This is a genomic window from Paenisporosarcina quisquiliarum, assembly GCF_027563315.1.
In the GTDB taxonomy this organism is placed as follows: Bacteria; Bacillota; Bacilli; order Bacillales_A; family Planococcaceae; genus Paenisporosarcina; species Paenisporosarcina quisquiliarum.
Map to the genome: position 1 here is coordinate 49,911 of NZ_JAMKBJ010000001.1, position 24,767 is coordinate 74,677.

General features: G+C 40.0%; 23 protein-coding genes. All 23 read left to right on the top strand.

What is annotated here, in order from left to right; translation table 11 throughout:
* Positions 1-3,588, top strand: a complete 3,588-nt coding sequence (smc, locus tag M9R32_RS00255) for a chromosome segregation protein SMC (RefSeq protein WP_269924741.1) — start codon at positions 1-3, stop codon at positions 3,586-3,588.
* Positions 3,585-4,592, top strand: coding sequence for a signal recognition particle-docking protein FtsY (ftsY, locus tag M9R32_RS00260; RefSeq protein WP_269924742.1), 1,008 nt, complete (start codon positions 3,585-3,587; stop codon positions 4,590-4,592). The genes smc and ftsY overlap by 4 nt, the downstream gene beginning before the upstream one ends.
* A 100-nt stretch (positions 4,593-4,692) precedes the next feature.
* Positions 4,693-5,004 (top strand): putative DNA-binding protein, encoded by a 312-nt coding sequence (locus M9R32_RS00265; RefSeq protein ID WP_418936235.1) that lies wholly within the window; start codon positions 4,693-4,695, stop codon positions 5,002-5,004.
* 12 nt (positions 5,005-5,016) lie between these two features.
* Entirely contained in the window at positions 5,017-6,375 is a 1,359-nt protein-coding gene (ffh, locus tag M9R32_RS00270; protein ID WP_269924743.1) for a signal recognition particle protein, read from the top strand.
* Between the two features lie 104 nt (positions 6,376-6,479).
* Positions 6,480-6,752 (top strand): 30S ribosomal protein S16, encoded by a 273-nt coding sequence (gene rpsP / locus M9R32_RS00275; protein ID WP_016427708.1) that lies wholly within the window; start codon positions 6,480-6,482, stop codon positions 6,750-6,752.
* A gap of 14 nt (positions 6,753-6,766) precedes the next feature.
* Complete coding sequence (locus tag M9R32_RS00280; RefSeq protein ID WP_016427707.1) at positions 6,767-7,000, top strand: KH domain-containing protein; 234 nt, start codon at positions 6,767-6,769, stop codon at positions 6,998-7,000.
* Positions 7,001-7,062: 62 nt separating this feature from the next.
* On the top strand, positions 7,063-7,575 hold the full coding sequence (rimM, locus tag M9R32_RS00285; protein ID WP_269924744.1) for a ribosome maturation factor RimM: 513 nt from the start codon (positions 7,063-7,065) through the stop codon (positions 7,573-7,575).
* A complete protein-coding gene (trmD, locus tag M9R32_RS00290) occupies positions 7,575-8,312 on the top strand; it encodes a tRNA (guanosine(37)-N1)-methyltransferase TrmD (protein ID WP_269925101.1) in 738 nt (245 codons plus the stop codon). Before rimM ends, trmD begins: the two co-directional genes overlap by 1 nt.
* 126 nt (positions 8,313-8,438) lie before the next feature.
* On the top strand, positions 8,439-8,783 hold the full coding sequence (gene rplS / locus M9R32_RS00295; protein ID WP_269924745.1) for a 50S ribosomal protein L19: 345 nt from the start codon (positions 8,439-8,441) through the stop codon (positions 8,781-8,783).
* 106 nt (positions 8,784-8,889) lie between these two features.
* Positions 8,890-9,450: a signal peptidase I gene (lepB, locus tag M9R32_RS00300; RefSeq protein ID WP_269924746.1), complete on the top strand. Its 561-nt coding sequence runs from the start codon at positions 8,890-8,892 to the stop codon at positions 9,448-9,450.
* An 18-nt stretch (positions 9,451-9,468) separates the two neighbouring features.
* Positions 9,469-10,338: a ribosome biogenesis GTPase YlqF gene (ylqF, locus tag M9R32_RS00305; RefSeq protein WP_269924747.1), complete on the top strand. Its 870-nt coding sequence runs from the start codon at positions 9,469-9,471 to the stop codon at positions 10,336-10,338.
* Positions 10,339-10,611: 273 nt separating this feature from the next.
* Complete coding sequence (locus tag M9R32_RS00310; protein ID WP_269924748.1) at positions 10,612-11,376, top strand: ribonuclease HII; 765 nt, start codon at positions 10,612-10,614, stop codon at positions 11,374-11,376.
* A gap of 13 nt (positions 11,377-11,389) precedes the next feature.
* A complete protein-coding gene (locus M9R32_RS00315; protein WP_269924749.1) occupies positions 11,390-13,006 on the top strand; it encodes a hypothetical protein in 1,617 nt (538 codons plus the stop codon).
* Complete coding sequence (locus M9R32_RS00320) at positions 13,003-13,287, top strand: EscU/YscU/HrcU family type III secretion system export apparatus switch protein (RefSeq protein ID WP_269924750.1); 285 nt, start codon at positions 13,003-13,005, stop codon at positions 13,285-13,287. The genes M9R32_RS00315 and M9R32_RS00320 overlap by 4 nt, the downstream gene beginning before the upstream one ends.
* A gap of 141 nt (positions 13,288-13,428) precedes the next feature.
* A complete protein-coding gene (sucC, locus tag M9R32_RS00325) occupies positions 13,429-14,589 on the top strand; it encodes an ADP-forming succinate--CoA ligase subunit beta (protein ID WP_269924751.1) in 1,161 nt (386 codons plus the stop codon).
* Between the two features lie 18 nt (positions 14,590-14,607).
* On the top strand, positions 14,608-15,510 hold the full coding sequence (gene sucD / locus M9R32_RS00330) for a succinate--CoA ligase subunit alpha (RefSeq protein ID WP_269924752.1): 903 nt from the start codon (positions 14,608-14,610) through the stop codon (positions 15,508-15,510).
* 545 nt (positions 15,511-16,055) lie between these two features.
* Positions 16,056-16,952: a DNA-processing protein DprA gene (dprA, locus tag M9R32_RS00335; RefSeq protein WP_269924753.1), complete on the top strand. Its 897-nt coding sequence runs from the start codon at positions 16,056-16,058 to the stop codon at positions 16,950-16,952.
* A 105-nt stretch (positions 16,953-17,057) separates the two neighbouring features.
* Positions 17,058-19,133: a type I DNA topoisomerase gene (topA, locus tag M9R32_RS00340; RefSeq protein ID WP_269924754.1), complete on the top strand. Its 2,076-nt coding sequence runs from the start codon at positions 17,058-17,060 to the stop codon at positions 19,131-19,133.
* A gap of 151 nt (positions 19,134-19,284) precedes the next feature.
* On the top strand, positions 19,285-20,592 hold the full coding sequence (trmFO, locus tag M9R32_RS00345; protein ID WP_269924755.1) for an FADH(2)-oxidizing methylenetetrahydrofolate--tRNA-(uracil(54)-C(5))-methyltransferase TrmFO: 1,308 nt from the start codon (positions 19,285-19,287) through the stop codon (positions 20,590-20,592).
* A gap of 166 nt (positions 20,593-20,758) precedes the next feature.
* Complete coding sequence (gene xerC, locus M9R32_RS00350) at positions 20,759-21,652, top strand: tyrosine recombinase XerC (protein ID WP_269924756.1); 894 nt, start codon at positions 20,759-20,761, stop codon at positions 21,650-21,652.
* 31 nt (positions 21,653-21,683) lie between these two features.
* Positions 21,684-22,232: an ATP-dependent protease subunit HslV gene (hslV, locus tag M9R32_RS00355; protein WP_269924757.1), complete on the top strand. Its 549-nt coding sequence runs from the start codon at positions 21,684-21,686 to the stop codon at positions 22,230-22,232.
* Entirely contained in the window at positions 22,229-23,623 is a 1,395-nt protein-coding gene (gene hslU / locus M9R32_RS00360; protein WP_269924758.1) for an ATP-dependent protease ATPase subunit HslU, read from the top strand. The genes hslV and hslU overlap by 4 nt, the downstream gene beginning before the upstream one ends.
* 84 nt (positions 23,624-23,707) lie before the next feature.
* Positions 23,708-24,487 carry a GTP-sensing pleiotropic transcriptional regulator CodY gene (codY, locus tag M9R32_RS00365; RefSeq protein WP_269924759.1) on the top strand — a complete coding sequence of 260 codons (780 nt, stop codon included), beginning with the start codon at positions 23,708-23,710 and terminating at the stop codon, positions 24,485-24,487.
* The last annotated feature ends 280 nt before the right edge of the window (positions 24,488-24,767 follow it).

The following is a 24,767-nucleotide window of genomic DNA, read 5'->3' on the forward strand; positions in this document are numbered from 1 at the left end:
TTGTTCCTAAAGCGACTTGAAGTCATTGGATTTAAATCGTTTGCGGATCGAATTGGCATTGATTTTGTACCTGGTGTGACCGCAGTGGTCGGTCCAAATGGAAGTGGGAAAAGTAATGTAACGGATGCTATCCGATGGGTTTTGGGAGAGCAGTCGGCAAAATCACTGCGAGGCGCCAAAATGGAAGATGTCATTTTTGCGGGCAGTGAATCGAGAAAACCGCTTAATTTTGCAGAAGTTACGCTCGTACTTGATAACTCAGATGAACGCTTGCCATTGGATTACAACGAAATCAGTGTCACGAGACGCGTGTTTCGTTCAGGCGATAGTGAATACTTATTAAATAAGCAAACTTGTAGATTGAAAGATATCACCGATTTATTTATGGATTCAGGATTAGGCAAAGAAGCCTTTTCGATTATATCTCAAGGGCGAGTAGACGAGATCCTGAACAGCCGTCCTGAAGATCGACGTTCGATTTTTGAAGAGGCAGCAGGTGTCCTGAAATACAAATTGCGTAAAAAGAAGGCCGAAAACAAACTGTTTGAAACAGATGACAATTTGCACAGAGTGCTGGATATTTTACATGAGTTGGATGGTCGGATGGAGCCGCTTCAAATGCAGGCATCAGCAGCAACCGATTATTTACGCATGTCTGAAGAACTGAAAGAAGTTGACTTAGGGTTAATTGCTTTTGATTTGGTACGTGTTGAAAAACGGTTAGGTGAAGTGAAGCAAGAAGTGGAAGTTTTTGAGCAGCAAGAAAAAGAACTCGAAGACCTCATTGGTAAAATGGAGATTGAGCTACATACCGTTCGAGAGCAGTTATCGGAGCAGGACCGTTTGATAGATGATTCTCAGGAATCATTGGTTGAAGCTAGTTCTGAACTCGAGCGTTGGGATGGCCGCAAACAACTGATGGCTGAAAAGCGTCAAAATATGGATCAGCAAATCGATAAACTCCGAATGACTATTGCAGAACTTGAAGAAGAGAAAATCCAGTTAACGACTCAGTTGGAACAAAAGCAGTCCAGCACAGCGAAAGCGCGACTTGAATTGCGCAATGTCCAGCAAGAAGTCAAACAACTGGACCATTTACTTAAACAATCAAGTGCAGAAATAGAAGTGGAAATCGAAGACCATAAATCAACATATATTGATTTGTTAAATGAAGAAGCAACTGTCAAAAATGAATTAAAACATTTGGAACAACAACTTCTTCAACAGCATGAGTTTAAAGATAAAATGACAAATGAATATGAACAAATCACTTTGGACCTATCCACTGTTGAGTCACAAAAGAAACAAGTGGAACAGCAGTTATTGGAAATCCGAAAAATGTTAGACGATAAACTGAATGATTACAAAGAGCTTCAACAAACTTTCTCGAAAGAAAAACAGACACTCGATTCCAAACAAACGATGCTATATCAAGCTTATCAACATCAACAGCAGTTGAAGGCGAGAAAAGAATCATTGGAAGCGCTTGAAGCGGACTTTTCTGGGTTCTTCCAAGGAGTCAAAGAAGTTTTGGTAGCACGTGAAAATGGACAACTTACTGGTATTTCTGGTGCTGTAGCAGAGCTTATACAAGTAAAGGCGGAGTATGCAAAAGCGCTTGAGACGGCTCTTGGTGGAGCTATGCAACATATTGTTACTGAGACGGATCAAGATGCCCGAAAAGCCATTGCTTTCCTGAAAAATAAACGTTCTGGACGTGCTACTTTCCTTCCGAAAACGGTCATGAAGTCGCGTAAAATCCAAGCGGATGTTTTAAGAAATTTGCAGGGGCATCCTTCTTTTATCCATACGGCAGATGAGCTCGTTTCATTTGATTCAACGTCTAAATCTATTGTTGAGAATCTACTTGGTAATGTCATTGTGGTAAAAGATCTGCAAGGGGCGTCACAAATAGCCAAATCCATTCAATACCGCTACAGGGTGGTTACACTGGATGGGGATATCGTCAACGCAGGCGGTTCTTTAACAGGCGGATTTACAAAACAACAGTCTTCCGTCTTTTCAAGAAAAGCTGAGTTGGATGAACTCGCCATGAAATTAAAAGGGATGGATCAGTCCATTCAAACCGCTGAAAATCAAGTTTCCACTTTGAAGAAGTCTATTGAACAACAAACGGAACTTCTCGAAAGTATGCGAAGTGAAGGGGAGCAACGCAGAGCAAAAGAATTGGAATTAAGTTCGAATCTGCGAGAACTCGAAACGTCTTTTAAACGTCTTAATGAACGAGCATTTATCTCAAGTTCTGAGACGAAAGATGTTTCAAGTCGTCATGAACAAGCAAAAGAAAAGAAAAATCAAGCACAACAACGATTGCTGGAATTAAAGAACGAACTGGATACACTTAACGAAACCATTAATCGATTAACAAACCTAAAATCAAAGACATTGAATGAACGGGATCAATTAACCGAACAAATGGCAGAACTTCGTTCTAAACAGGCAGTTTTATCAGAACAACTCAACGTTGCAGATTTTGCAGTTACTGAGTTACGGGAAAAACTGCAAAAAGTTTCGCAAAAACTGGAGCATGCCACTCAGGAAATGACATGGTATGAATCTGGTGACAATCAGATGGGCCCAACCCCTGAAGAAATTAATCAAAAACTGATTGAGTGGAGAGACAAGAAGCAATTGCTTGTGGAACGTATCACAATTGGCAAAGAGAAACGAGGACAAATTCACATTCAGTTGCAGCAAGTTGAGCTGCAATTAAAGAAAAATCAGCATTTACACAAACAACAGCTAGATGCTTTAAGAGCTGCAGAAGTGAAAATGAACCGTTTTGATGTTGAACAGAACACGTTGCACACCCAGTTGGAAGAAAACTATCATTTAACATTGGATGAATTGGAACTGCCAGACATGGATACATTTGAAGAAGACGTCTCACGTAAAAAAGTGAAATTGCTCAAGCAATCGATTGAAGAGCTTGGACCTGTAAACGTATCGTCCATTGAAGAATTTGAACGTGTGTCCGAGCGCCATGCTTTCCTGACGGATCAACGACAGGATTTATTGGATGCAAAACAGACATTACATGAAGCGATCAAAGAGATGGATGAAGAAATGACGATGCGCTTCAGTGATACGTTCCATGCGATACGTTCTCAATTCGGCCGTGTCTTCCGCGAACTATTCGGAGGCGGACAAGCGGACTTAGTTTTAACTGATCCATCAGATATGCTTGAAACAGGTATCGAAATTATCGCCCAGCCGCCAGGTAAGAAGCGTCAGAATTTAAGTTTACTTTCAGGCGGAGAACGTGCACTGACAGCCATTGCTTTGTTGTTCGCCATTCTTAATATTCGTCCTGTACCGTTCTGTATACTGGATGAAGTAGAAGCGGCACTCGATGAATCCAATGTTATTCGCTACAGTCAATATTTGAAAAAATTCAGTCATGATACCCAGTTTATTGTCATCACCCATCGTAAAGGTACGATGGAGGGTGCTGATGTTTTATATGGCATTACCATGCAGGAATCAGGTATATCTAAACTGGTATCAGTAAAATTGCAAGAAGATCATCAACCGACACTTGTCGCACAAGGGAGCGAAAGAGCTTGAGTTTCTTTAAAAAAATGAAAGAAAAATTAACAGGAACGAGTGAATCGGTTTCTGTATCCGAAAAATTTAAAGATGGACTATCCAAAACACGCAATCAATTTACTTCCAAAGTAAATGATTTAGTAGCTAAGTACCGCAAAGTGGATGAAGATTTCTTTGAAGAACTGGAAGACTTATTGCTTCAAGCCGATGTTGGAGTTGACACGGTAATGGAATTGATGGATAAGTTGCGATATGAAGTCCAACGTAAAAATATGAAAGACACCGCTGGCATTCAATCGGTTATTTCTGAAAAGTTAGTGGAAATATACGAGTCTGGTGAAGAAGAATCAAATGAAATCGTTCTTCAGAAAGATGGCTTGACGGTTATTTTGTTTGTAGGAGTAAATGGCGTTGGTAAAACGACAACGATTGGAAAACTGGCACATCGCCTGAAGCAACAAGGAAAAACGGTCATGTTGGCTGCTGGAGATACGTTCCGCGCGGGTGCAATTGATCAACTGCAAGTGTGGGGAGATCGTGTTGGTGTCGAAGTGATTAAACAGTCCGAAGGGTCAGATCCTGCAGCAGTTATGTACGATGCGGTCCGTTCTGCAAAAAGCAAAGGGATTGACGTATTGATTTGTGATACGGCTGGTCGTTTGCAAAACAAAGTAAACTTGATGAATGAGTTGCAAAAAGTGCATCGCGTTATCGAACGTGAAGTACCGGGTGCTCCACACGAAGTATTACTGGCACTAGATGCGACTACAGGTCAAAATGCATTAGTTCAGGCACAGGCCTTTAAAGAAGCGACAAATGTGACAGGAATTGTTTTGACGAAACTGGATGGGACGGCAAAAGGCGGAATTGTCTTGGCAATCCGCAACAAATTGCACATTCCTGTTAAATTTGTTGGTCTGGGTGAAAAAATGGACGACTTACAGCCTTTTGATACTGAGAAATATGTATATGGTTTATTTGCAGAAGGTTTAGAGCAGGAAGAAGCGGATACTTCAAAGTAGACAAGTAAAATTACTTGACGCATAATGTATTGCTCGCTATGATACAAGTAGGAAGTTGTAGGTGGGAGAGATCACAGTGCTACTTGAAAAAACGACACGTATGAACTTTCTATATGATTTTTATCAGTCATTATTGACAGACAAACAAAGAAGTTATATGCATCTCTATTATCTGGATGATCACTCACTGGGTGAAATAGCTGACGAATATGAAATTTCAAGACAAGCTGTCTATGATAATATCCGTCGCACAGAAGCGATGTTAGAAGAATACGAAGAAAAACTTAAATTACTGGAAAAATTTCAGCAACGCCAACTTGTAATGAATCAGTTACAACAAGTAATTCAAGCGGAACCAATCAATCAGGAACTAGCTTCTGAATTGATCGAGATGCTGAAAGAATCGGATTAGGAGGCGGCATGCATGGCATTTGAAGGATTAGCCGAGCGGCTGCAAGGAACCATCCAACGCATCAAAGGTAAAGGTAAAGTTTCCGAAGCAGACGTTAAAGAAATGATGAGAGAAGTCCGTTTTGCTTTAATTGAAGCAGACGTAAACTTAAAAGTCGTTAAAGAATTCGTCAAAAAAGTAAGTGAACGTGCAGTTGGTGTGGATGTCATGAAGAGTTTGACGCCAGGTCAGCAAGTCATCAAAATCGTAAAAGATGAATTGACTGAATTGATGGGCGGGGAACAAAGCCCGATTCAGTTTGCTAAAAAACCACCAACCGTTATTATGATGGTCGGTTTGCAAGGTGCTGGTAAAACGACCACTACCGGAAAATTGGCAAATATTTTACGTAAAAAATATAATCGTAATCCTTTATTGGTGGCAGCGGATATTTATCGTCCGGCAGCTATCCAACAATTGCAAACGATTGGTAAACAGTTATCATTGCCTGTATTTTCATTAGGTACAGATGTTTCGCCTGTGGAAATCGTTCGTCAGGCACTTGAGAAGTCTAAAGAAGATCACAACGATGTCATTATCATTGATACTGCGGGACGTTTGCATATCGACGAGGACCTTATGCAAGAATTGAAAGACATTCGCGCATTGAAGGAACCTGATGAAGTGTTCTTGGTCGTGGATTCTATGACAGGTCAAGATGCTGTAAACGTTGCTCAAAGCTTCAATGAAAGCATCGGCATCACAGGAGTTGTCCTGACAAAGCTTGATGGAGACACACGTGGTGGTGCAGCACTATCCATCCGTTCCGTAGCTCAAAAACCGATTAAATTTGTCGGGATGGGCGAAAAAATGGATGCACTTGAACCATTCCACCCGGAGCGTATGGCTTCCCGTATCTTAGGTATGGGTGATATGTTGTCGCTGATTGAAAAAGCTCAGGCCAATGTAGATGAAGAAAAAGCAAAAGAGTTGGAAGAGAAATTCAGAACTCAGAGCTTTACGTTTGATGATTTTATTGAACAATTGAACCAAGTGAAGAAAATGGGACCTCTTGAGGACATCATTAAAATGCTTCCTGGTGCAGGTAAAATTAAAGGACTTGAAAATGCCAAGGTCGATGAAAAACAAATGGGGCGTGTAGAGGCAATTATTTACGCGATGACACCTCAGGAAAAAACGACACCTGATATCATTAACTCCAGTCGCAAAAAACGAATTGCAAAAGGATCTGGTACGTCGATTCAAGACGTGAACCGTTTGCTTAAGCAATTTGAGGACATGAAGAAAATGATGAAGCAAATGTCGAACATGCAACAACAAAAAGGCAAGAAAAAGATGAAAATGCCTGGCTTGGATTCGCTTTTCAAGTGATTTTTTAGGCAAAATATTAGGTGTTAAGAAAAAACACTTTACAAACAAATAAATCCTTGATAATATACTATCTTGTGTGAAACTATTCGGAGGTGCTATTAAACATGGCAGTTAAAATTCGCTTAAAACGTATGGGAGCTAAAAAATCTCCTTTCTATCGTATTGTTGTTGCTGACGCTCGCGCTCCACGTGACGGCCGTCAAATCGAAACAGTTGGTACTTACAATCCATTAACAAAACCAGCTGAAGTTAAAATCAACGAAGAATTAGCGTTGAAATGGTTATCAACTGGTGCTAAACCATCTGATACAGTACGTAACTTGTTCTCTGAACAAGGCATCATGGAGAAATTCCATAACGCAAAAAACGCTAAGTAATCGGGGGCAGCATAATGAAGCAGCTGATTGAAACAATTGTTAAACCATTAGTTGATTATCCGGAAGAAGTTCGTGTTGAATTAGACGAAAATGCAAACCGTATTGTCTACAAACTTTCTGTCCATGCTGAAGATATGGGGAAAGTTATTGGTAAGCAAGGTCGTGTTGCGAAAGCAATCCGCACCATTGTTTATTCAGCAGCAAGCAGTCACCACAAAAAGAAGACGTATGTCGACATTTTAGATTAAGACGAAAAGGAGGGAGCTCATGGTTCCTTCCTTTTTTGCACTTTAAATCGGGAGTGATTTTAATGAATTGGTATAACGTCGGTAAAATTGTAAATACACATGGGATTCGTGGAGAAGTACGCGTCATTTCAAGTACAGATTTTCCTGAAGAGCGTTATGCAGTAGGTAATAAGCTGTCTTTATTTAGAGATGGTAAATCGCCCTTAGTGTTAACTGTTGCAAGTCACCGTCAACATAAAAACTTTGATTTATTGACGTTCGAAGGTTATTTGACGATTGAAATGGTGCAAGAGTTCCGAGACGGCATTTTAAAAGTGTCTGAAAATCAGTTGTCCGATTTAGAAGGGGACGAGTACTATTTCCATGAAATCCTTGGTTGTACAGTGTTTGGTTTGGATGGACAGGAAATTGGCGTAGTGACGGATATTTTGCAAACGGGAGCAAATGATGTATGGACTGTAACTCCTACTAAAGGGAAAGCTCATTACATTCCTTATATTGAAGATGTCGTAAAAGAAATAGATGTCGATGAAAAGAAAATTGTTATCGATGTACTGGACGGCTTATTGTCATGATGCATATTCATGTGTTGTCGTTATTCCCAGACATGTTTTCTGGTGTCTTCGGATCTTCGATATTAAAAAAAGCACAGGAAAAACAAGCAGTTTCATTGGCCGTTACGGATTTCCGTGCGTATTCAGGCAATAAACATAACCAGGTTGATGATTATCCCTATGGTGGGGGTGCCGGAATGGTATTAAAGCCAGAGCCTTTATTTCAAGCTGTGGAAGCGATAACCGCTAATTCTAAAAAACCTCGTATTATATTGATGTGTCCTCAAGGTGAACGCTTTACGCAAGCAAAGGCAGAAGAATTGGCTCTTGAAGAAGAGTTAGTTTTTTTATGCGGTCATTACGAAGGATATGATGAACGGATTCGGGAACATTTGGTGACCGATGAAATCTCGATTGGGGATTTTGTATTAACTGGTGGAGAACTTGGTGCGATGACAGTAATCGATAGTGTTGTCCGTTTATTGCCGGGAGTACTTGGCAATGGCGAATCACCAGTGCAGGATTCATTTTCAACGGGATTACTTGAACATCCTCAATACACGAGACCTGCCGATTTTAGAGGGTTGAAAGTTCCAGATGTATTACTTTCTGGTAATCATGCAAACATAGAACAATGGCGTCGTGAACAGTCTTTATACCGGACTTGGAGCAGACGTCCGGACCTGTTGGTCAATATGGACTTATCACCTGCTGAACAAAAGCTCATGACCAAGTGGGAGAATGTAAAAAACAACTAATTTGCCTTGCTAGCTTCCATGAATTGTGGTATCATCTATTCTGTACTTCTATGTGAAGTGCTGAATTACGGTGTTCCGCTGCAGCCATAGTCGCTGGCATGAGCATCTGTCTAAGGAGAGAAAACCATGCAAAACATTATTACTGAAATCACTAAAGAACAACTTCGTACGGATCTTCCTGAATTCCGTCCTGGTGACACTGTACGTGTACACGTTAAGGTCGTAGAGGGAACTCGCGAACGTATCCAAATGTATGAAGGTATCGTTATCGCTCGCCGTGGTGGCGGAGTAAGCGAAACTTTCACTGTACGTAAAATTTCTTATGGTGTTGGTGTTGAACGTATATTCCCAGTACACACGCCAAAGATTGCTCGTCTAGAAGTTCTTCGCCGTGGTAAAGTACGTCGTGCGAAATTGTTCTACCTACGTGAATTACGTGGTAAAGCAGCTCGTATTAAAGAAATTCGATAATTATCAAATCAGAAAGGGAGCTTGGCTATCAAGCTCTCTTTCTTTTTGCTTGTCATTAAAAATACTTGTACAATATATGTAATTGAAGCAAGGGGGCAACAAAAAAATGGAACAAACCAAAAAAGAAAAAAATGAGTTATGGGAATGGTCGAAAGCTTTGCTTATCGCATTTGGACTAGCCTGGCTCATTCGTTATTTTTTATTTACACCTATCGTAGTGGATGGGGAATCGATGATGCCGACACTCGAAGATGGAGACCGGATGATCGTAAACAAAATCGGCTACGAAGTAGGGGAACCAGACCGTTTCGATATTGTAGTGTTCCATGCACCTGAGCAAAAGGATTACATTAAACGTGTTATCGGATTACCGGGAGATCATGTTGCTTACAAAAATGATCAACTTTATATAAATGGTGAACCGCTTCCCGAGCCATACTTAGAGCCTTACAAAAAAGAAATAAATGAAGGTACGTTAACTGAAGATTTCACTCTTGAAGAACTGACTCAATTGGAAGTCGTTCCGGAAGGATATGTTTTTGTAATGGGTGACAATCGAAGATACAGTAAAGACAGTCGAATTATCGGTGTGGTGTCAATGGAAGAAATAATAGGCAGTACGAATGTTATTTTCTGGCCACCAACTGAAATGGGACTGGTTGAGTAACACAGGAGGAGATAGAAAATGACCATTCAATGGTTTCCGGGTCATATGGCGAAAGCTCGTCGTGAAGTTACGGAAAAATTAAAATTAGTTGATATTATTTTTGAATTGATTGATGCAAGATTGCCGCTATCTTCAAGAAATCCAATGATTGACGAAGTGATTGGACAAAAGACGCGGTTGTTAATTTTAAATAAAATGGATATGGCAGATGATCTTCAAACAAAAAAGTGGATTCAGTATTTTGAAGAGCGAGGACATCGTGCGGTAGCCATCAATTCACTTGAAGGCAAAGGGTTACAAGTGGTAACCAAGGCTGCAAGCGAATTGTTATTCGAAAAATGGGAGCGCATGCGTCTGCGTGGAATCAAACCTCGTGCCATCCGTGCAATGATTGTTGGAATTCCGAACGTAGGAAAATCGACGCTGATTAACCGTCTGGCTAAGAAAAATCTTGCGAAAACAGGGAATACACCAGGTATCACAAAAGCGCAACAGTGGATAAAAGTAGGAAAAGAACTGGAGCTTTTAGATACACCAGGAATCCTGTGGCCGAAGTTTGAAGACCAGGCTGTAGGATACAAATTGGCGTTAACGGGGGCAATCAAAGACACCATTACCAATATGGAAGACTTGGCTGTTTATGGTCTGAATTTTTTAGCTACACATTATCCGAAACGTATGGAAGAACGCTATAAATTGTCTGAGGTAGATGAGGACTTAGTTGTCACATTTGACCATATCGGCAAACTTCGCCGTGCCTATGCAGGTGGCGGAGAAATTGATTATGATCAAGTTGCGCAACTTATTGTGCGGGACATCCGTGGACAACATCTAGGTAAATTGACGTTTGATATTGTGGATGAGTTGGTTTCAGAACCCGAAAAGTAACCTTTTTTACCTTCGGGTAGAAAAGGTTTTTTTGTAACCCAGACAATGTAGGACAAGTACGAGTGTTTATGAATATTTGCGCTGGCCGCGTGTTCCGTATGAGTCAACAGCAAAAAAGGCGAAGTGCCGAGGATACACGACGCTCAACCTAGGTAAGCGTAACTGTTTTGTGGGATATCAACAGCAAAATTTAACAGAGCCAAATAATACAGTAGCATTTGCCCTCAACATTCATCTATGCATACCAAAATACAAAAAAAGAGGTGAAGCGTAATGCTAACCATAAAGGCAATTTCAGAGCAACTGAGTAGTACAACAGAGCCCAATGAGTGGACGAATGAACTCATGAACGATCAACGGTCGGGAGTTCAAAAATTAGTTACTTCCTGGCTAAAAAGACTCGAAGCGCAGAATAAAATTAAACTTGAACATGAAGAGAAGATTCAATTTGATAATAGTCATAAGCAAACAACGAGTGATTTGGTTGCCGGCATAGATGAAGCAGGCAGAGGTCCTCTTGCTGGTCCTGTCGTAACCGCTGCAGTTATCTTCAAAGATTACCCAAATGAACTTTTCGGAATTAACGACTCCAAACAACTATCGCGCAGTAAAAGACAGCATTTCGCTGAAATCATTAAAAAACATGCTTATTGTTATTCCATACATATTCAAGCAGTTGATCAAATTGATACTTTAAATATTTACGAAGCAACTCGATTATCCATGATGAGAGCTGTTGACAGCCTGTCGATTGAACCACAAGTCTTATTGGTCGACGCCATGAAACTCCCTACATCAACAACACAACACTCAATTATTAAAGGGGATGCAAAGAGTCTGGCCATCGCTGCAGCATCAATATTGGCCAAAACAACGCGTGATGAACTAATGGATGAGTTCGATAAAATGTATCCAGAATATCATTTTGCAAAAAATGCTGGGTACGGGACAGCTTTACATATAGAAGCTTTAAATAAGTTTGGTCCAACGCCTATTCACAGAAGGTCATTTGAGCCGATCAAGTCCATGATTTCCTAAAGGAGGTTAGAGCATGTCACCCACTATACAGCCATCTATACGTACCGCTGTGACTAATGAACAGGTAATATCGTTAAGACACGGTCAAGTCGTTCATGCGAGTGTGAATAAAATATTTCCTGACCAAAGAGCTGAAGTTCAAATTGGGAATCACAAAATGATGGCTAAATTAGAAGTCCCTTTAAAAGCAGGGGATGCTCATTACTTTCAAGTGCTAGGTAATCAAGAAACTTTGCAGTTAAAAGTAGTGACAGATGCTCTTAACCCCTCCATAACCACATCTAATCAAACTAGGCAGTTAATGGACTCTCTTCAATTGCCCAAAACAACTGAAATGCAGAGTATTGTACAGCAAATGATCAAAGAGAAAATTCCTCTTTCTAAAGAACAGTTACTCTTAGCAGAACAATGGCTGAAGGAAATCCCTCCGCAAGTTAAATTGTCAGAAGGTTTGATGGCAATCCAGAAATTAAGTGAGCTCAAACTAACATTTACGAATGAAAACTTTACCATGTTAATCAGTGGACAAGATAAAAATGGCTTACATCAACTATTGGATGCATTTAAACTCGCTTTGAAAAATGATACGTCCATTCCAACGAGTCAAAAAGGAAGTATCGAAAAAGTATTGATGCAAATAACTCAACCTTTTTTAAATGAATTTGGCGGGGCAATTCTTGGACAGGTGATTGATCGTTTACTGTCAGAGAATACAAGTGAAAGCGACAAGCTGACATTGCTTAATTTGTTGAAAGAGGTCGGACTTGTACCGAAGCAAGCGACACTTGCCAACTGGTTAAGTTCAGAAGCGAGACATTTCCAACCATCTGAAACGAATCAGAAATTGCCTACACCGGCGGCGGATCACGTGATGTCCCTATTAACTTCAATGAACAGAAAAGAGTTGGACGCCAAAGTATTTGAACAACTGACGATGCTATCCAGAAAATCTAATAATCTAGTTGTTCAGCAAGCGTTAGCTATGGCTGAAGCTAACATTCAATCTGGAATGAACGGTGTAACGATTGAACAAGCAATGAAACAAATACTTAGTAATATCGGGTTTGACTACGAATCAAAGCTGGCGCAAGGAAGTAATTTAAGCCAAATAAGTGAATCGCTTAAACCACAATTACTGGCATTACTCCAAAATTCCGAAATATCTGCGCAGTTGAAGGAAACAGCAGAAACGATTGTATCCCGTTTAAATGGGATGCAAATCTTATCAGGTGATAATGGTCCTCAGCATCAGTTACTTATGCAAGTTCCACTGGATTTTTTCGGGAAACGTATGGATGCTTCATTACAATGGAACGGACAAATGAAAGATGATGGAAAAATTGATTCGAATTATGCTCGGGTCATGTTTTATCTGGATTTATCTTCTTTGAAAGAGACGGTAATTGATATGCAAATTCAAAATCGGATTATCACGATTAATGTATATAACGAAAGCGAGGCATTAATGCCTTACGCAGATCAGTTCAGAGAAGCGCTTAAAACAGGTCTCAACTCATTAAATTATCAATTATCTGGTGTATTTATGAAAAGCTATTCGAAGCAACCTGAGCCTCCTCCAATATTGACGAAAACGCAAGTTAGTAAGTGGGGAGTGGATATTCTGGTATGAGCGAAGAAAACAAGAAAATTAAAGAAGTTGTCGCCTTAACTTACAAACAGAATTTAGAAAATGCCCCAACAGTCATTGCAAAAGGCAAAGGTGTAATAGCTGAAAATCTAATCAAAATAGCACAAGAACACCAGATTCCAATACAAGAAGATCCAAGTTTAGTTGCGTTGCTCGGGCAATTGGATATTAATGAATCAATACCCGAGGAGTTGTACCAAGCGGTAGCGGAAGTTTTTGCATTCATTTACCGTATCGACCAATCTCATGGTTTGAAAAGGTAAGAAAAACTTTTTTTCGACAAAAAGAACAGAATATTCGCAGTTTAAGGAATATAAAGGACAAGTGTGGACATTGTTTGACAGGTTTAATACAATGGTTAAGGTAGTAAATTACTTGACAGAAGTTTGATTGGAGGATGTAAAATGAATATCCATGAATATCAAGGTAAACAACTCCTCAGACAATATGGTGTCGCAGTATCGAACGGTTTAGTTGCTTTTTCTCCGGAAGAAGCAGTAAAAGCTGCAAAAGAACTAGGCACAGAAGTTGTCGTGGTGAAAGCTCAAATCCACGCAGGTGGACGTGGTAAAGCTGGCGGTGTTAAAATCGCGAAGAACTTGGATGAAGTTCGTACATACGCGAAAGAACTTCTAGGTAAAGTCCTTGTCACTCATCAGACAGGTCCTGAAGGAAAAGAAATTAAGCGTCTTCTTGTTGAAGAAGGTTGCGACATTAAAAAAGAGTACTACTTAGGTTTAGTTCTTGACCGTGCAACTTCACGTGTAACTCTTATGGGTTCTGAAGAAGGCGGAATGGACATTGAAGAAGTTGCAGAAGCAACTCCTGAAAAAATCTTCAAAGAAGTAATTGATCCAGTTGTTGGATTAACTGGCTTCCAAGCTCGTCGTATGGCTTTCAACATGAACATTCCAGCTAACTTAGTTAACAAAGCTGTGAAATTCATGCTTGGTCTTTACCAAGTATTTGTTGAAAAAGATGCGGCAATCGTTGAAATCAATCCACTAGTTGTAACAGGTGGAGGAGACGTTATGGCACTTGACGCGAAGTTCAACTTCGACGCTAATGCTTTATACCGTCACAAAGACATTTTAGAATTACGCGACTTCGATGAAGAAGATGCAAAAGAAATCGAAGCGTCTAAATATGACCTAAGCTATATTTCATTAGATGGCAACATCGGATGTATGGTTAACGGTGCTGGACTAGCTATGGCAACAATGGATACGATTAGCTATTACGGCGGATCACCCGCTAACTTCCTTGACGTTGGGGGCGGTGCGACAGCTGAGAAAGTAACGGAAGCATTTAAAATCATTCTTTCAGACAAAAATGTTAAAGGTATTTTCGTTAACATCTTTGGTGGAATCATGAAGTGTGACGTTATCGCTGAAGGCGTAATCACAGCTGCGAAAGAAGTTGGATTGCAAGTACCTTTAGTTGTTCGTTTGGAAGGTACAAACGTAGAACTTGGGAAGAAACTATTGAATGAATCTGGCTTAAACATTATTGCGGCTGGCTCTATGGCTGATGGCGCGCAAAAAATTGTTGAACTTGTAGGCTAAGAAAGGCAGGGACAAAAGATGAGCGTTTATATTAACAAAGATACGAAAGTACTCGTGCAAGGTATTACGGGATCAACAGCTCTTTTCCATACAAAGCAAATGCTTGAATATGGTACAAAAATCGTCGCTGGTGTAACTCCAGGTAAAGGCGGAACTGAAGCTGAAGGCGTACCCGTTTTCAATACAGTAGAAGAAGCTGTGAAAGCAACTGGCGCTAACGTGTCCGTTATTTATGTTCCAGCTCCATTCGCTGCAGATGCTATTCTTGAAGCAGTAGATGCTGAATTGGATATGGCGATTTGTATTACTGAACATATTCCTGTTCTTGATATGGTCAAAGTTAAACGCTATATGGAAGGCAAGAAAACGCGTTTAGTCGGACCGAACTGCCCAGGTGTAATTACACCTGAAGAATGTAAAATTGGTATTATGCCAGGATACATTCACAAAAAAGGCCATGTAGGCGTAGTTTCACGTTCTGGTACACTAACTTATGAAGCGGTACACCAACTTTCTCAAGAAGGTATTGGACAAAGTACAGCTGTAGGTATTGGTGGAGACCCAGTAAACGGAACTGACTTCATCGATGCATTATCTGCATTCAATGAAGATCCAGATACTTACGCAGTAGTTATGATTGGTGAGATCGGCGGAACAGCTGAAGAAGAAGCTGCTGAGTGGATCAAAGCTAACATGACTAAACCTGTTGTAGGTTTCATTGGTGGACAAACAGCTCCAGAAGGCAAGCGTATGGGTCATGCCGGCGCGATTATTTCTGGCGGTAAAGGTACAGCAGCTGACAAAATCAAAGCAATGAACGAAGCTGGCATGGAAGTTGCAGCTACTCCATCTGTTATTGGTGAAACTTTAATCAAAGTGATTAAAGAAAAAGGCTTGTACGATCAATGTAAAACTCATTAATTAAAATGAAAGCCAGAAACGTTGTGTAATCAACGTTTCTGGCTTTTTTTCTAGTAAAAGTTTCATCAAATGAAATTACATGTAGATTCGATTTTTACTGGTCTTAAATAGCGATGAAAATTAAGTATTTTTTAGCTTTTTCTTCTTGATGTATGATATGGAGGAAAACAGCGGAGACTCCAGCGGGAAAAGCGAAGTGTTTGAAATCCACACGAACGATCAGTGCGTGTTAATTCGGCGCAAGTCCGCGGAAAGCGTAGCTGCTTTGCGGAATATCAACTTAGTGATAATTCTCTCTTGCATTCATTCTTTTTGCATTCATTCACTATTTTAATATTAAGACAGATTGTTTTAAGTGATGAATTGAATAAAAGCAAGATTCTAAAATAGATAAGGTTATTATATAGAAGAAACTCAAAATATAATTTATTACATAATAGAGTCGAAACCGGTCGAAAACTGGTCAATTTAGAAGAAACAGATTATTATAAAAGATGTCGGCCCATCATCCGATGTATTGTTGTGTTATAAAAAGGAGGAAATGCATGATCAAACAAACATTTTATCAACGATTGTTGGCTCTTCACTACGTTTTGCCAATCCCTCTTAATCGCTTGGAGCCCCTACTTCAAGAAGATAACGATTTAACCGCATGTGAGGGAATGAGTTCCTATCAGCTCTCAAGATTGTTAAGGTTAACGCCTGAACGTGCCAGGAAATTTAAAGAAGCATATAACAAAGTGCTTGGAACCCCCCTTGTACAAGCATATAACACGAATAATATTACCCCAATCCCTTTTAACCATCCCTATTATCCCAAACAATTAAAAACTCTGTATGACCCGCCTACAATCCTTTACGCGAAAGGCAATATTGATTATTTAACCATGAAAAATTACGTGTCTGTAATTGGAGCGAGAGATGCTACAAACTATTCGAAGGATGCTATGTCTTTTATTCTTCCTCCCCTTGTACAAAATGGAATCGTGATTGTCAGTGGCATGGCGAAAGGTGCTGATGCCATGGCCCATCAAGCAACTCATAACCTTGGTGGAAAAACCATCGGAATTCTCGGTCATGGTCACTATACCCGTTACCCAAAAGAGAATGATCAGTTATATACAATTATGGAACAGCATCATTTAACCTTATCTGAATATCCACCGTACATTACACCACAAAAGTGGTATTTCCCTATGCGTAACCGCTTAATCAGTGGCCTTTGCGATGCGTTGGTTGTTACAGAAGCAAAAGAAAAAAGCGGTACAGTTATTACACTTCAGCATGCTTTGGACAATGGGAAAGATGTTTATTGTGTCCCAGGTCCCATAACGTCCATTTTATCGCTTGGACCGAATCAGTCGTTGTTAGAAGGGGCAAAACCGGTCTGGAATGGGTATCAAATTGTAGAAGATTTTCAGGACTTGTCGTTTCAAAAATAAATTGCGTAATGAAAAATGGTTGCAATATACTAGAATCTGTTATACATTTTGCAACAGGTATTTCTTTTATTGATTTATTAGGAACCTCTATGAGGAGGCACATACATGTCGGATTTTTTAGTGATTGTGGAATCGCCAGCCAAAGCGAAAACGATTGAACGTTATCTTGGCAAAAAATATAAAGTGAAAGCATCACTTGGTCATGTTCGTGATTTACCACGTAGTCAAATGGGTGTGGATGTAGAAAATGAATACACGCCTAAGTACATTACGATTCGTGGCAAAGGCCCAGTTATGCAAGATTTAAAATCAGCAGCCAAAAAAGCGAAGAAAATTTATCTCGCGGCTGACCCCGATCGCGAAGGTGAAGCAATTGCTTGGCATCTCGCGAATTCATTGAACATTGATATTGAATCAGATTGTCGCGTTGTATTTAATGAAATTACAAAAGACGCAATAAAAGAATCATTTAAAAACCCACGTCCCATTGATATGGATCTAGTGGACGCACAACAAGCACGACGTATATTGGACAGGCTCGTTGGATATAACATCAGCCCGATTCTATGGAAGAAAGTCAAAAAAGGTCTATCAGCAGGACGTGTACAATCCGTTGCGTTGAGACTGATTATTGATCGTGAGAACGAAATAAAGAACTTCCAGCCTGAAGAATATTGGTCAATCGAAGGTAGCTTTGAAAAAGGCAAAAAATCTTTTGATGCTATGTACTTCGGAAACGGGGCCGAAAAAGTAAAACTGACAAACGAAGCCCAAGTAAAAGAAATCTTAAAACAACTTAAAGGTGACAAGTTTGAAGTCACAAGTGTTGTAAAAAAAGAACGTAAACGTAACCCTGCACCATCGTTTACTACATCATCTCTTCAACAGGAAGCGGCACGTAAATTAAACTTCCGAGCAAGAAAAACAATGATGCTCGCTCAGCAGCTTTATGAAGGATTGAATGTTGGAAAAGAAGGCACAGTCGGGTTGATTACGTATATGCGTACAGATTCTACGCGAATTTCAGATACTGCGAAAAAAGATGCACACAGTTATATTGAAAGTGAATATGGCAAAGAATATGTCACCACTTCGACAGGACCAGCTAAACAATCAAGTAAGTCTCAAGATGCCCATGAAGCGATTCGTCCAACGAGTGTACTTAGATCTCCTGATCAGCTGAAATCGATTCTTTCAAAAGATTTATTAAAACTATACAAATTGATTTGGGAACGCTTCTTGGCAAGCCAGATGTCACCGGCTGTTTTGGATACGGTTACGATTGACTTAACAAATGAGAATGTTGTTTTCCGTGCAAATGGTTCACAAGTGAAATTCCCTGGTTTCATGAAATTGTATGTAGAAGGTAACGATGATCAAGTAGAAGAAAAAGATCGCATTTTACCCGAAATGGAAAAAGGCGACTTTGTGAAGAAGCTTGAAATCGAGCCAAAGCAACATTTCACACAACCACCTCCACGTTATTCAGAGGCCCGATTAGTTAAAACGCTTGAAGAATTAGGTATAGGTCGACCATCGACTTATGCGCCAACGCTTGATACAATACAAAAGCGAGGGTATGTTTCACTCGATGCAAAACGATTTGTGCCGACTGAACTTGGTGGCATTGTTCATCAGCTTGTGTTGGAGTTTTTCCCAGACATCATCGACATAGAGTTTACTGCCCAAATGGAAAAAGATTTGGACAGCGTTGAAGAAGGTCAGGAAAAATGGGTTCATATCATTGATAAATTCTACAAAGACTTTGAAAAGCATGTAACACATGCAGACAAAGAAATGGAGAAAGTTGTAATCAAGGATGAGCCTGCAGGAGAAGATTGTGAAAAATGTGGTTCTGCAATGGTCTTTAAATTAGGCAGATATGGGAAATTCATGGCATGCAGCAACTTCCCGGATTGTCGTAATACAAAAGCAATTGTTAAAAATATCGGTGTGACGTGTCCAAGCTGTAAAGAAGGCGAAGTCGTTGAACGTAAAAGTAAAACGAAACGAATTTTTTATGGATGTGACCGCTATCCAACATGTGAATTCGTATCATGGGACAAACCGATCAGTCGTCCATGTCCAAAATGTAGCGAATTGCTAGTAGAGAAAAAACTGAAAAAAGGTATACAAATTCAGTGTACATCTTGTGATTATAAGGAAGACGCACAAGCATAAAAAATGAAACGCACAAAGCGTCAGTCGAGTTGGACCGTAATAGGGTCTTCTGGACTGACGTTTGAATTTGTACATAGTAAAAAAAGATTGAAATTAATAATCTGCGAAAGTGTATGCTTTCTGAGATTTTTAGAAAAGGTTGGTGTAGAAATTGACAATCGTCAATGTTATAGGAGCAGGTCTTGCAGGAAGTGAAGCGGCGTGGCAAATCGCTAAAAGAGGTGTCCGGGTTCGCTTATACGAAATGCGTCCAGTTAAACAAACGGCTGCTCATCATACGGATAAATTCGCTGAACTGGTGTGTTCAAACTCTTTACGTGCTAACACATTGACTAATGCAGTCGGCGTAATTAAAGAAGAAATGAGAATGCTGGATTCCGTTATTATGGGAGCTGCAGATCAATGTTCTGTGCCTGCAGGCGGTGCTCTTGCGGTAGACCGTCACGAATTTGCAGGCTACGTAACGGATAAAGTGAAAAATCATCCTCTTGTTGAAGTAATCAATGAAGAAGTAACGGAAATTCCTGAAGGTATTACGATTATCGCCACAGGACCTTTAACTTCTCAAGCTTTGGCTGAAAAGATTCAACAATTGACCGGTCAGGATTATTTATACTTTTATGATGCAGCTGCTCCCATTGTGGAAAAAGAAAGTATCGATATGGACAAAGTTTATGTGAAATCCCGCTACGACAAAGGGGAAGCGGCATACATCAATTGCCCGATGACTGAAGAAGAGTTTGACCGTTTTTATGAAGCATTGATTTCAGCTGAAGTGGTGCCTTTGAAAGAATTTGAAAAAGAGATTTATTTCGAAGGTTGTATGCCATTTGAAGTGATGGCTGAACGTGGGAAAAAGACTATATTATTCGGCCCGATGAAGCCAGTTGGTCTTGAAGATCCGAAAACTGGTAAGATTCCATATGCAGTTGTTCAGTTGCGTCAAGATGATGCAGCGGGCACTTTGTACAACATTGTCGGATTTCAGACACATTTGAAATGGGGTCCACAAAAACAAGTTTTGCAGTTAATTCCAGGTTTGGAAAACGTGGAAATCGTTCGCTATGGCGTTATGCACCGCAATACGTTCATTAATTCCCCAAGAGTTTTAAAACCTACTTATCAATTGAAAACAAATGATATGATATTCTTTGCAGGTCAAATGACAGGTGTAGAAGGTTATGTGGAATCCGCGGGAAGTGGCTTAATAGCAGGCATAAACGCTGCTAGAATGGCTTTAGGAGAAGAATTGCTCGTGTTCCCTGAAGCAACAGCATTAGGAAGTTTGGCTCGATACATTACTGAAGCCGACCCTAAAAACTTCCAGCCGATGAACGTTAACTTTGGTTTATTCCCTGCATTGCCGCAGCGATACAAAACGAAAGAAAAACGCGGTGAGAAGCAAGCTGAACGAGCGCTAGGCACAATTCAAAATTTTATGAATTCACTTTCGATTTAATTGCTGAAAGCCTCTAATTATTGTTATAATTTAGAGGCTTTTTACTTTGTCAAATTTATTAATTCGTATACATTTCATTTTTCGCGTGTTTTGCCATCCACCTGCTCCGGCTGTTTCAAGACTGGACGGTTCCTGGCTCTTTAACTATTTGGAGGTGCAGACACCTATGACTCCGTTAGAAGCTTTGTCTCAATTTAAAAGTTATATACAGCTTGAAAAGAACTATTCAGAACACACTGTTCGAGAATATGAATCAGACCTACTCTACTTTTTTGATTTTTTACAATCAGAAGGAATTACTAGCTTACATGATGTTGAATATATCCATGCCCGACTTTATGTGACAAAACTGTACGATGAATCACTTTCACGTACCTCAATTTCCAGAAAGATATCGGCGATCCGTTCATTTTTTAAATTTGGTAACAGGGAATTCGGTTTAAAAGAAGATGCCTTTCGCTCGTTATATCATCCCAAAAAAGAGGAACGTCTTCCTCATTTTTTTTATGAAGAAGAATTGCAACAGTTGTTTCTAGCTACTGAAGGCGAAGAACCTATGATTCTTCGAAACCGGGCTATACTTGAAATGTTGTATGCAACCGGAATTCGTGTAAGTGAATTGACATCATTAGAAGAACGGGATATTGATATGCGTCTCGGCATCATGCGGGTAATGGGTAAAGGCCGAAAAGAGAGATATGTACCGTTTGGTCAGTTTGCTCAAGATGCGTTGGAACTCTATATGGACAACGCGCGTCTTAAACTAATGAAACAAGCAAAACACAATTTTGTTTTTACAAATATGCGTGGTCAACCTTTGACTCCACGTGGTGTTAGATATATACTGAGCGACTTAGTGGAAAAAGCATCATTGCATACTAAAATCTATCCGCATATGTTGCGGCATACATTTGCGACACACTTACTGAACAATGGGGCAGACTTGAGAACAGTCCAGGAATTACTGGGACATAGTCATTTGTCTTCGACACAAGTTTATACACACGTAACCAAAGAACATTTGCGAAAAACTTATATGAATGCGCATCCTAGAGCATAATGATGGATGAGCTAAACGAGAGGTGAACATCATGGGAGAAATACATGCAACCACGATATTTGCGATTCAGCATAAAGGAAAGTCTGCAATGTCTGGCGATGGTCAAGTTACTTTAGGAAATCAAGTTGTCATGAAACATACAGCAAAAAAAGTAAGACGCTTATACAACGGGAAAGTGCTTGCAGGTTTTGCTGGATCCGTGGCAGATGCTTTTACGTTATTTGAAATGTTTGAAGCGAAATTGATGGAATACGATGGCAACTTACAACGAGCTGCAGTCGAACTTGCCCAACAATGGAGAGGCGACAAAATGTTACGAAGACTTGAAGCGATGTTGCTCGTGATGAATGAAGAGACACTTTTATTGGTTTCTGGTACAGGAGAAGTAATCGAACCCGATGATGGCATTTTAGCAATTGGTTCGGGCGGGAATTTTGCTTTAGCAGCAGGGCGTGCTCTAAAACAATATGCTGGAGAAACCATGAATGCAACCGAAATTGCCAAGGCAGCACTTACAACCGCGGCCGATATCTGTGTATTTACAAATCATCAAATTATTGTGGAGGCGTTAAGTGAATGAATAAACAACAGTTAACCCCAAAACAAATAACTGAGCATTTGGACCGCTTTATTGTCGGACAAAAAGAAGCCAAGAAATCAGTAGCGGTTGCATTGCGAAATCGCTATCGAAGAAGTTTGTTGTCTGACGAAATGAAAAATGAAGTTATACCGAAAAATATATTGATGATTGGTCCTACTGGAGTAGGTAAAACGGAGATTGCAAGAAGAATCGCCAAACTTACCAACGCTCCGTTTATCAAAGTAGAAGCCACCAAGTTTACCGAAGTTGGTTATGTCGGACGTGACGTCGAATCAATGGTTCGCGATTTGACAGAAGCAGCCGTACGAATTGTCAAAGAAGAAATGACTGAAGGCGTAAAAGCTCAGGCTGAACGTTTAGCTAATGATGCGATTGTGCGTCTGCTCGTGCCATCCTTGAAAAAGAAACATAATGCTCAAAATCCATTTGAAATGTTATTTGGTCAAAAAGCAGAACAGGAAGAGACTTCAACTGAAGATACAGATATTCGTTTAAAACGCTCCCAAATTGCCGAAGATTTAAGAGACGGTAAGTTGGAAGATGAGTGGGTGAACGTGGAAGTAACAGAACAGGCTCCGTCCATGTTTGATGCTTTCCAAGGCTCTGGGATGGAAAGTATGGGGCAGAATATGCAAGATGCATTATCTAATTTAATGCCGAAGAAAAAGAAAAAGCGCCGCTTGCAAGTGAAGGACGCACGCAGGGTGTTAACGCTTGAGGAAGCTCACAAGCTTATCGATTCTGAGGAAGTTGCTCAAAAATCTATTGAACGTGCCGAGCAAACGGGTATCATTTTCATTGATGAAATCGATAAGATTGCAAGTAAGGGTGGCAACGGATCGTCAGCAGATGTTTCACGTGAAGGTGTGCAACGTGATGTATTACCAATTGTTGAAGGATCAACCGTCCAAACTAAATATGGAGCTGTGAAAACAGATTACATGTTGTTCATCGCAGCAGGTGCATTCCATACAGCAAAACCTTCTGATTTAATCCCGGAACTGCAAGGACGTTTCCCAGTCCGTGTGGAACTTGAGAAATTATCAAAAGAAGATTTTGTTCGCATATTGAAAGAACCAGATCATTCGTTAATACGTCAATACAAGTCATTGCTCGAAACAGAAGGTGTGACTCTTGAATTCACGGACAGTGCAATTGAGCGCATTGCTGAAATTGCAACAGAAGTAAATCAAGAGACCGATAATATCGGAGCACGACGATTGCATACGATTTTGGAGAAGCTACTAGAAGAACTTTCATATGAGGCTTCTGACATTGCTCCTGCACATATCGACATTACACCTGCATATGTCGACCAGAAGCTTGGAAATATCGTAAAAAACAAAGATTTGTCACAATTTATATTGTAATGTAAGATATATCTATTCCAAAAACAATTAAAAACCTTTAGAATATTTAATAAATAGCTGTACCCAATATAGGAGGCCACATTAATGAATTTATTAGGAAAAACAAGAAAGATTAACTCGATGCTTCAAGCGTCAGCAGGTAAGCCGGTTAACTTTAAAGAAATGGCAACAACACTAAGTAACGTAATCGAATGTAACGTCTTCATCGTTAGCCGTAAAGGTAAACTTCTAGGATTCGACATCAATCAACAAATCGAGAATGAGCGTATGATTAAAATGATGGAAGAGCGTCAATTCCCTGAAGAGTATACAAAAAACCTTTTCAACGTAAATGAAACATCTTCTAACTTGGATGTGTACAGCGAGCACACAGTATTTCCAGTAGAAAATCGTGAGTTATTCAAAGAAGGTTTAACGACAATCGTTCCAATCATCGGTGGTGGTGAACGTCTTGGTACATTAATTCTTGGACGTTTGAAAGATGAGTTCCATGATGACGATTTAATTCTTGGTGAATACGGTGCGACGGTTGTAGGAATGGAAATTTTACGTGAGAAATCAGAACAAATTGAAGTAGAAGCACGTAGCAAAGCGGTTGTACAAATGGCGATCAACTCGCTGTCTTACAGTGAATTAGAAGCTATCGAACACATTTTCGAAGAGCTTGATGGAAACGAAGGCTTGCTAGTCGCTTCTAAAATTGCTGACCGCGTAGGTATCACTCGTTCAGTAATCGTTAATGCCCTACGTAAACTGGAAAGTGCTGGTGTTATTGAATCTCGTTCTTTAGGAATGAAGGGAACTTACATCAAAGTACTAAATGACAAATTCTTAAACGAATTAGCTCAACTAAAACTTAAATAAGAACAAGCTGACGACCACAATGACTCTTTCATTGTGGTCGTTTTTTAAGAATAAGAAAGTAAATAATTTTCAGTTACATAATTCAGCGAACTACAATCAATGAATTAAGGAGTAACTAAGAAGATTAAACATAGTTTATTGCTAAGACATAATTAGATTATATTAGGTTAATACCAACCTGTACTCGAAGTTGCGATCTATAGTTGATTGGAGCGCAGGTGGCGACTTCTGCGGGAATAGCAGATTTTTCTGCACCGAAAGCGAAGTGGCAGGTGCATGA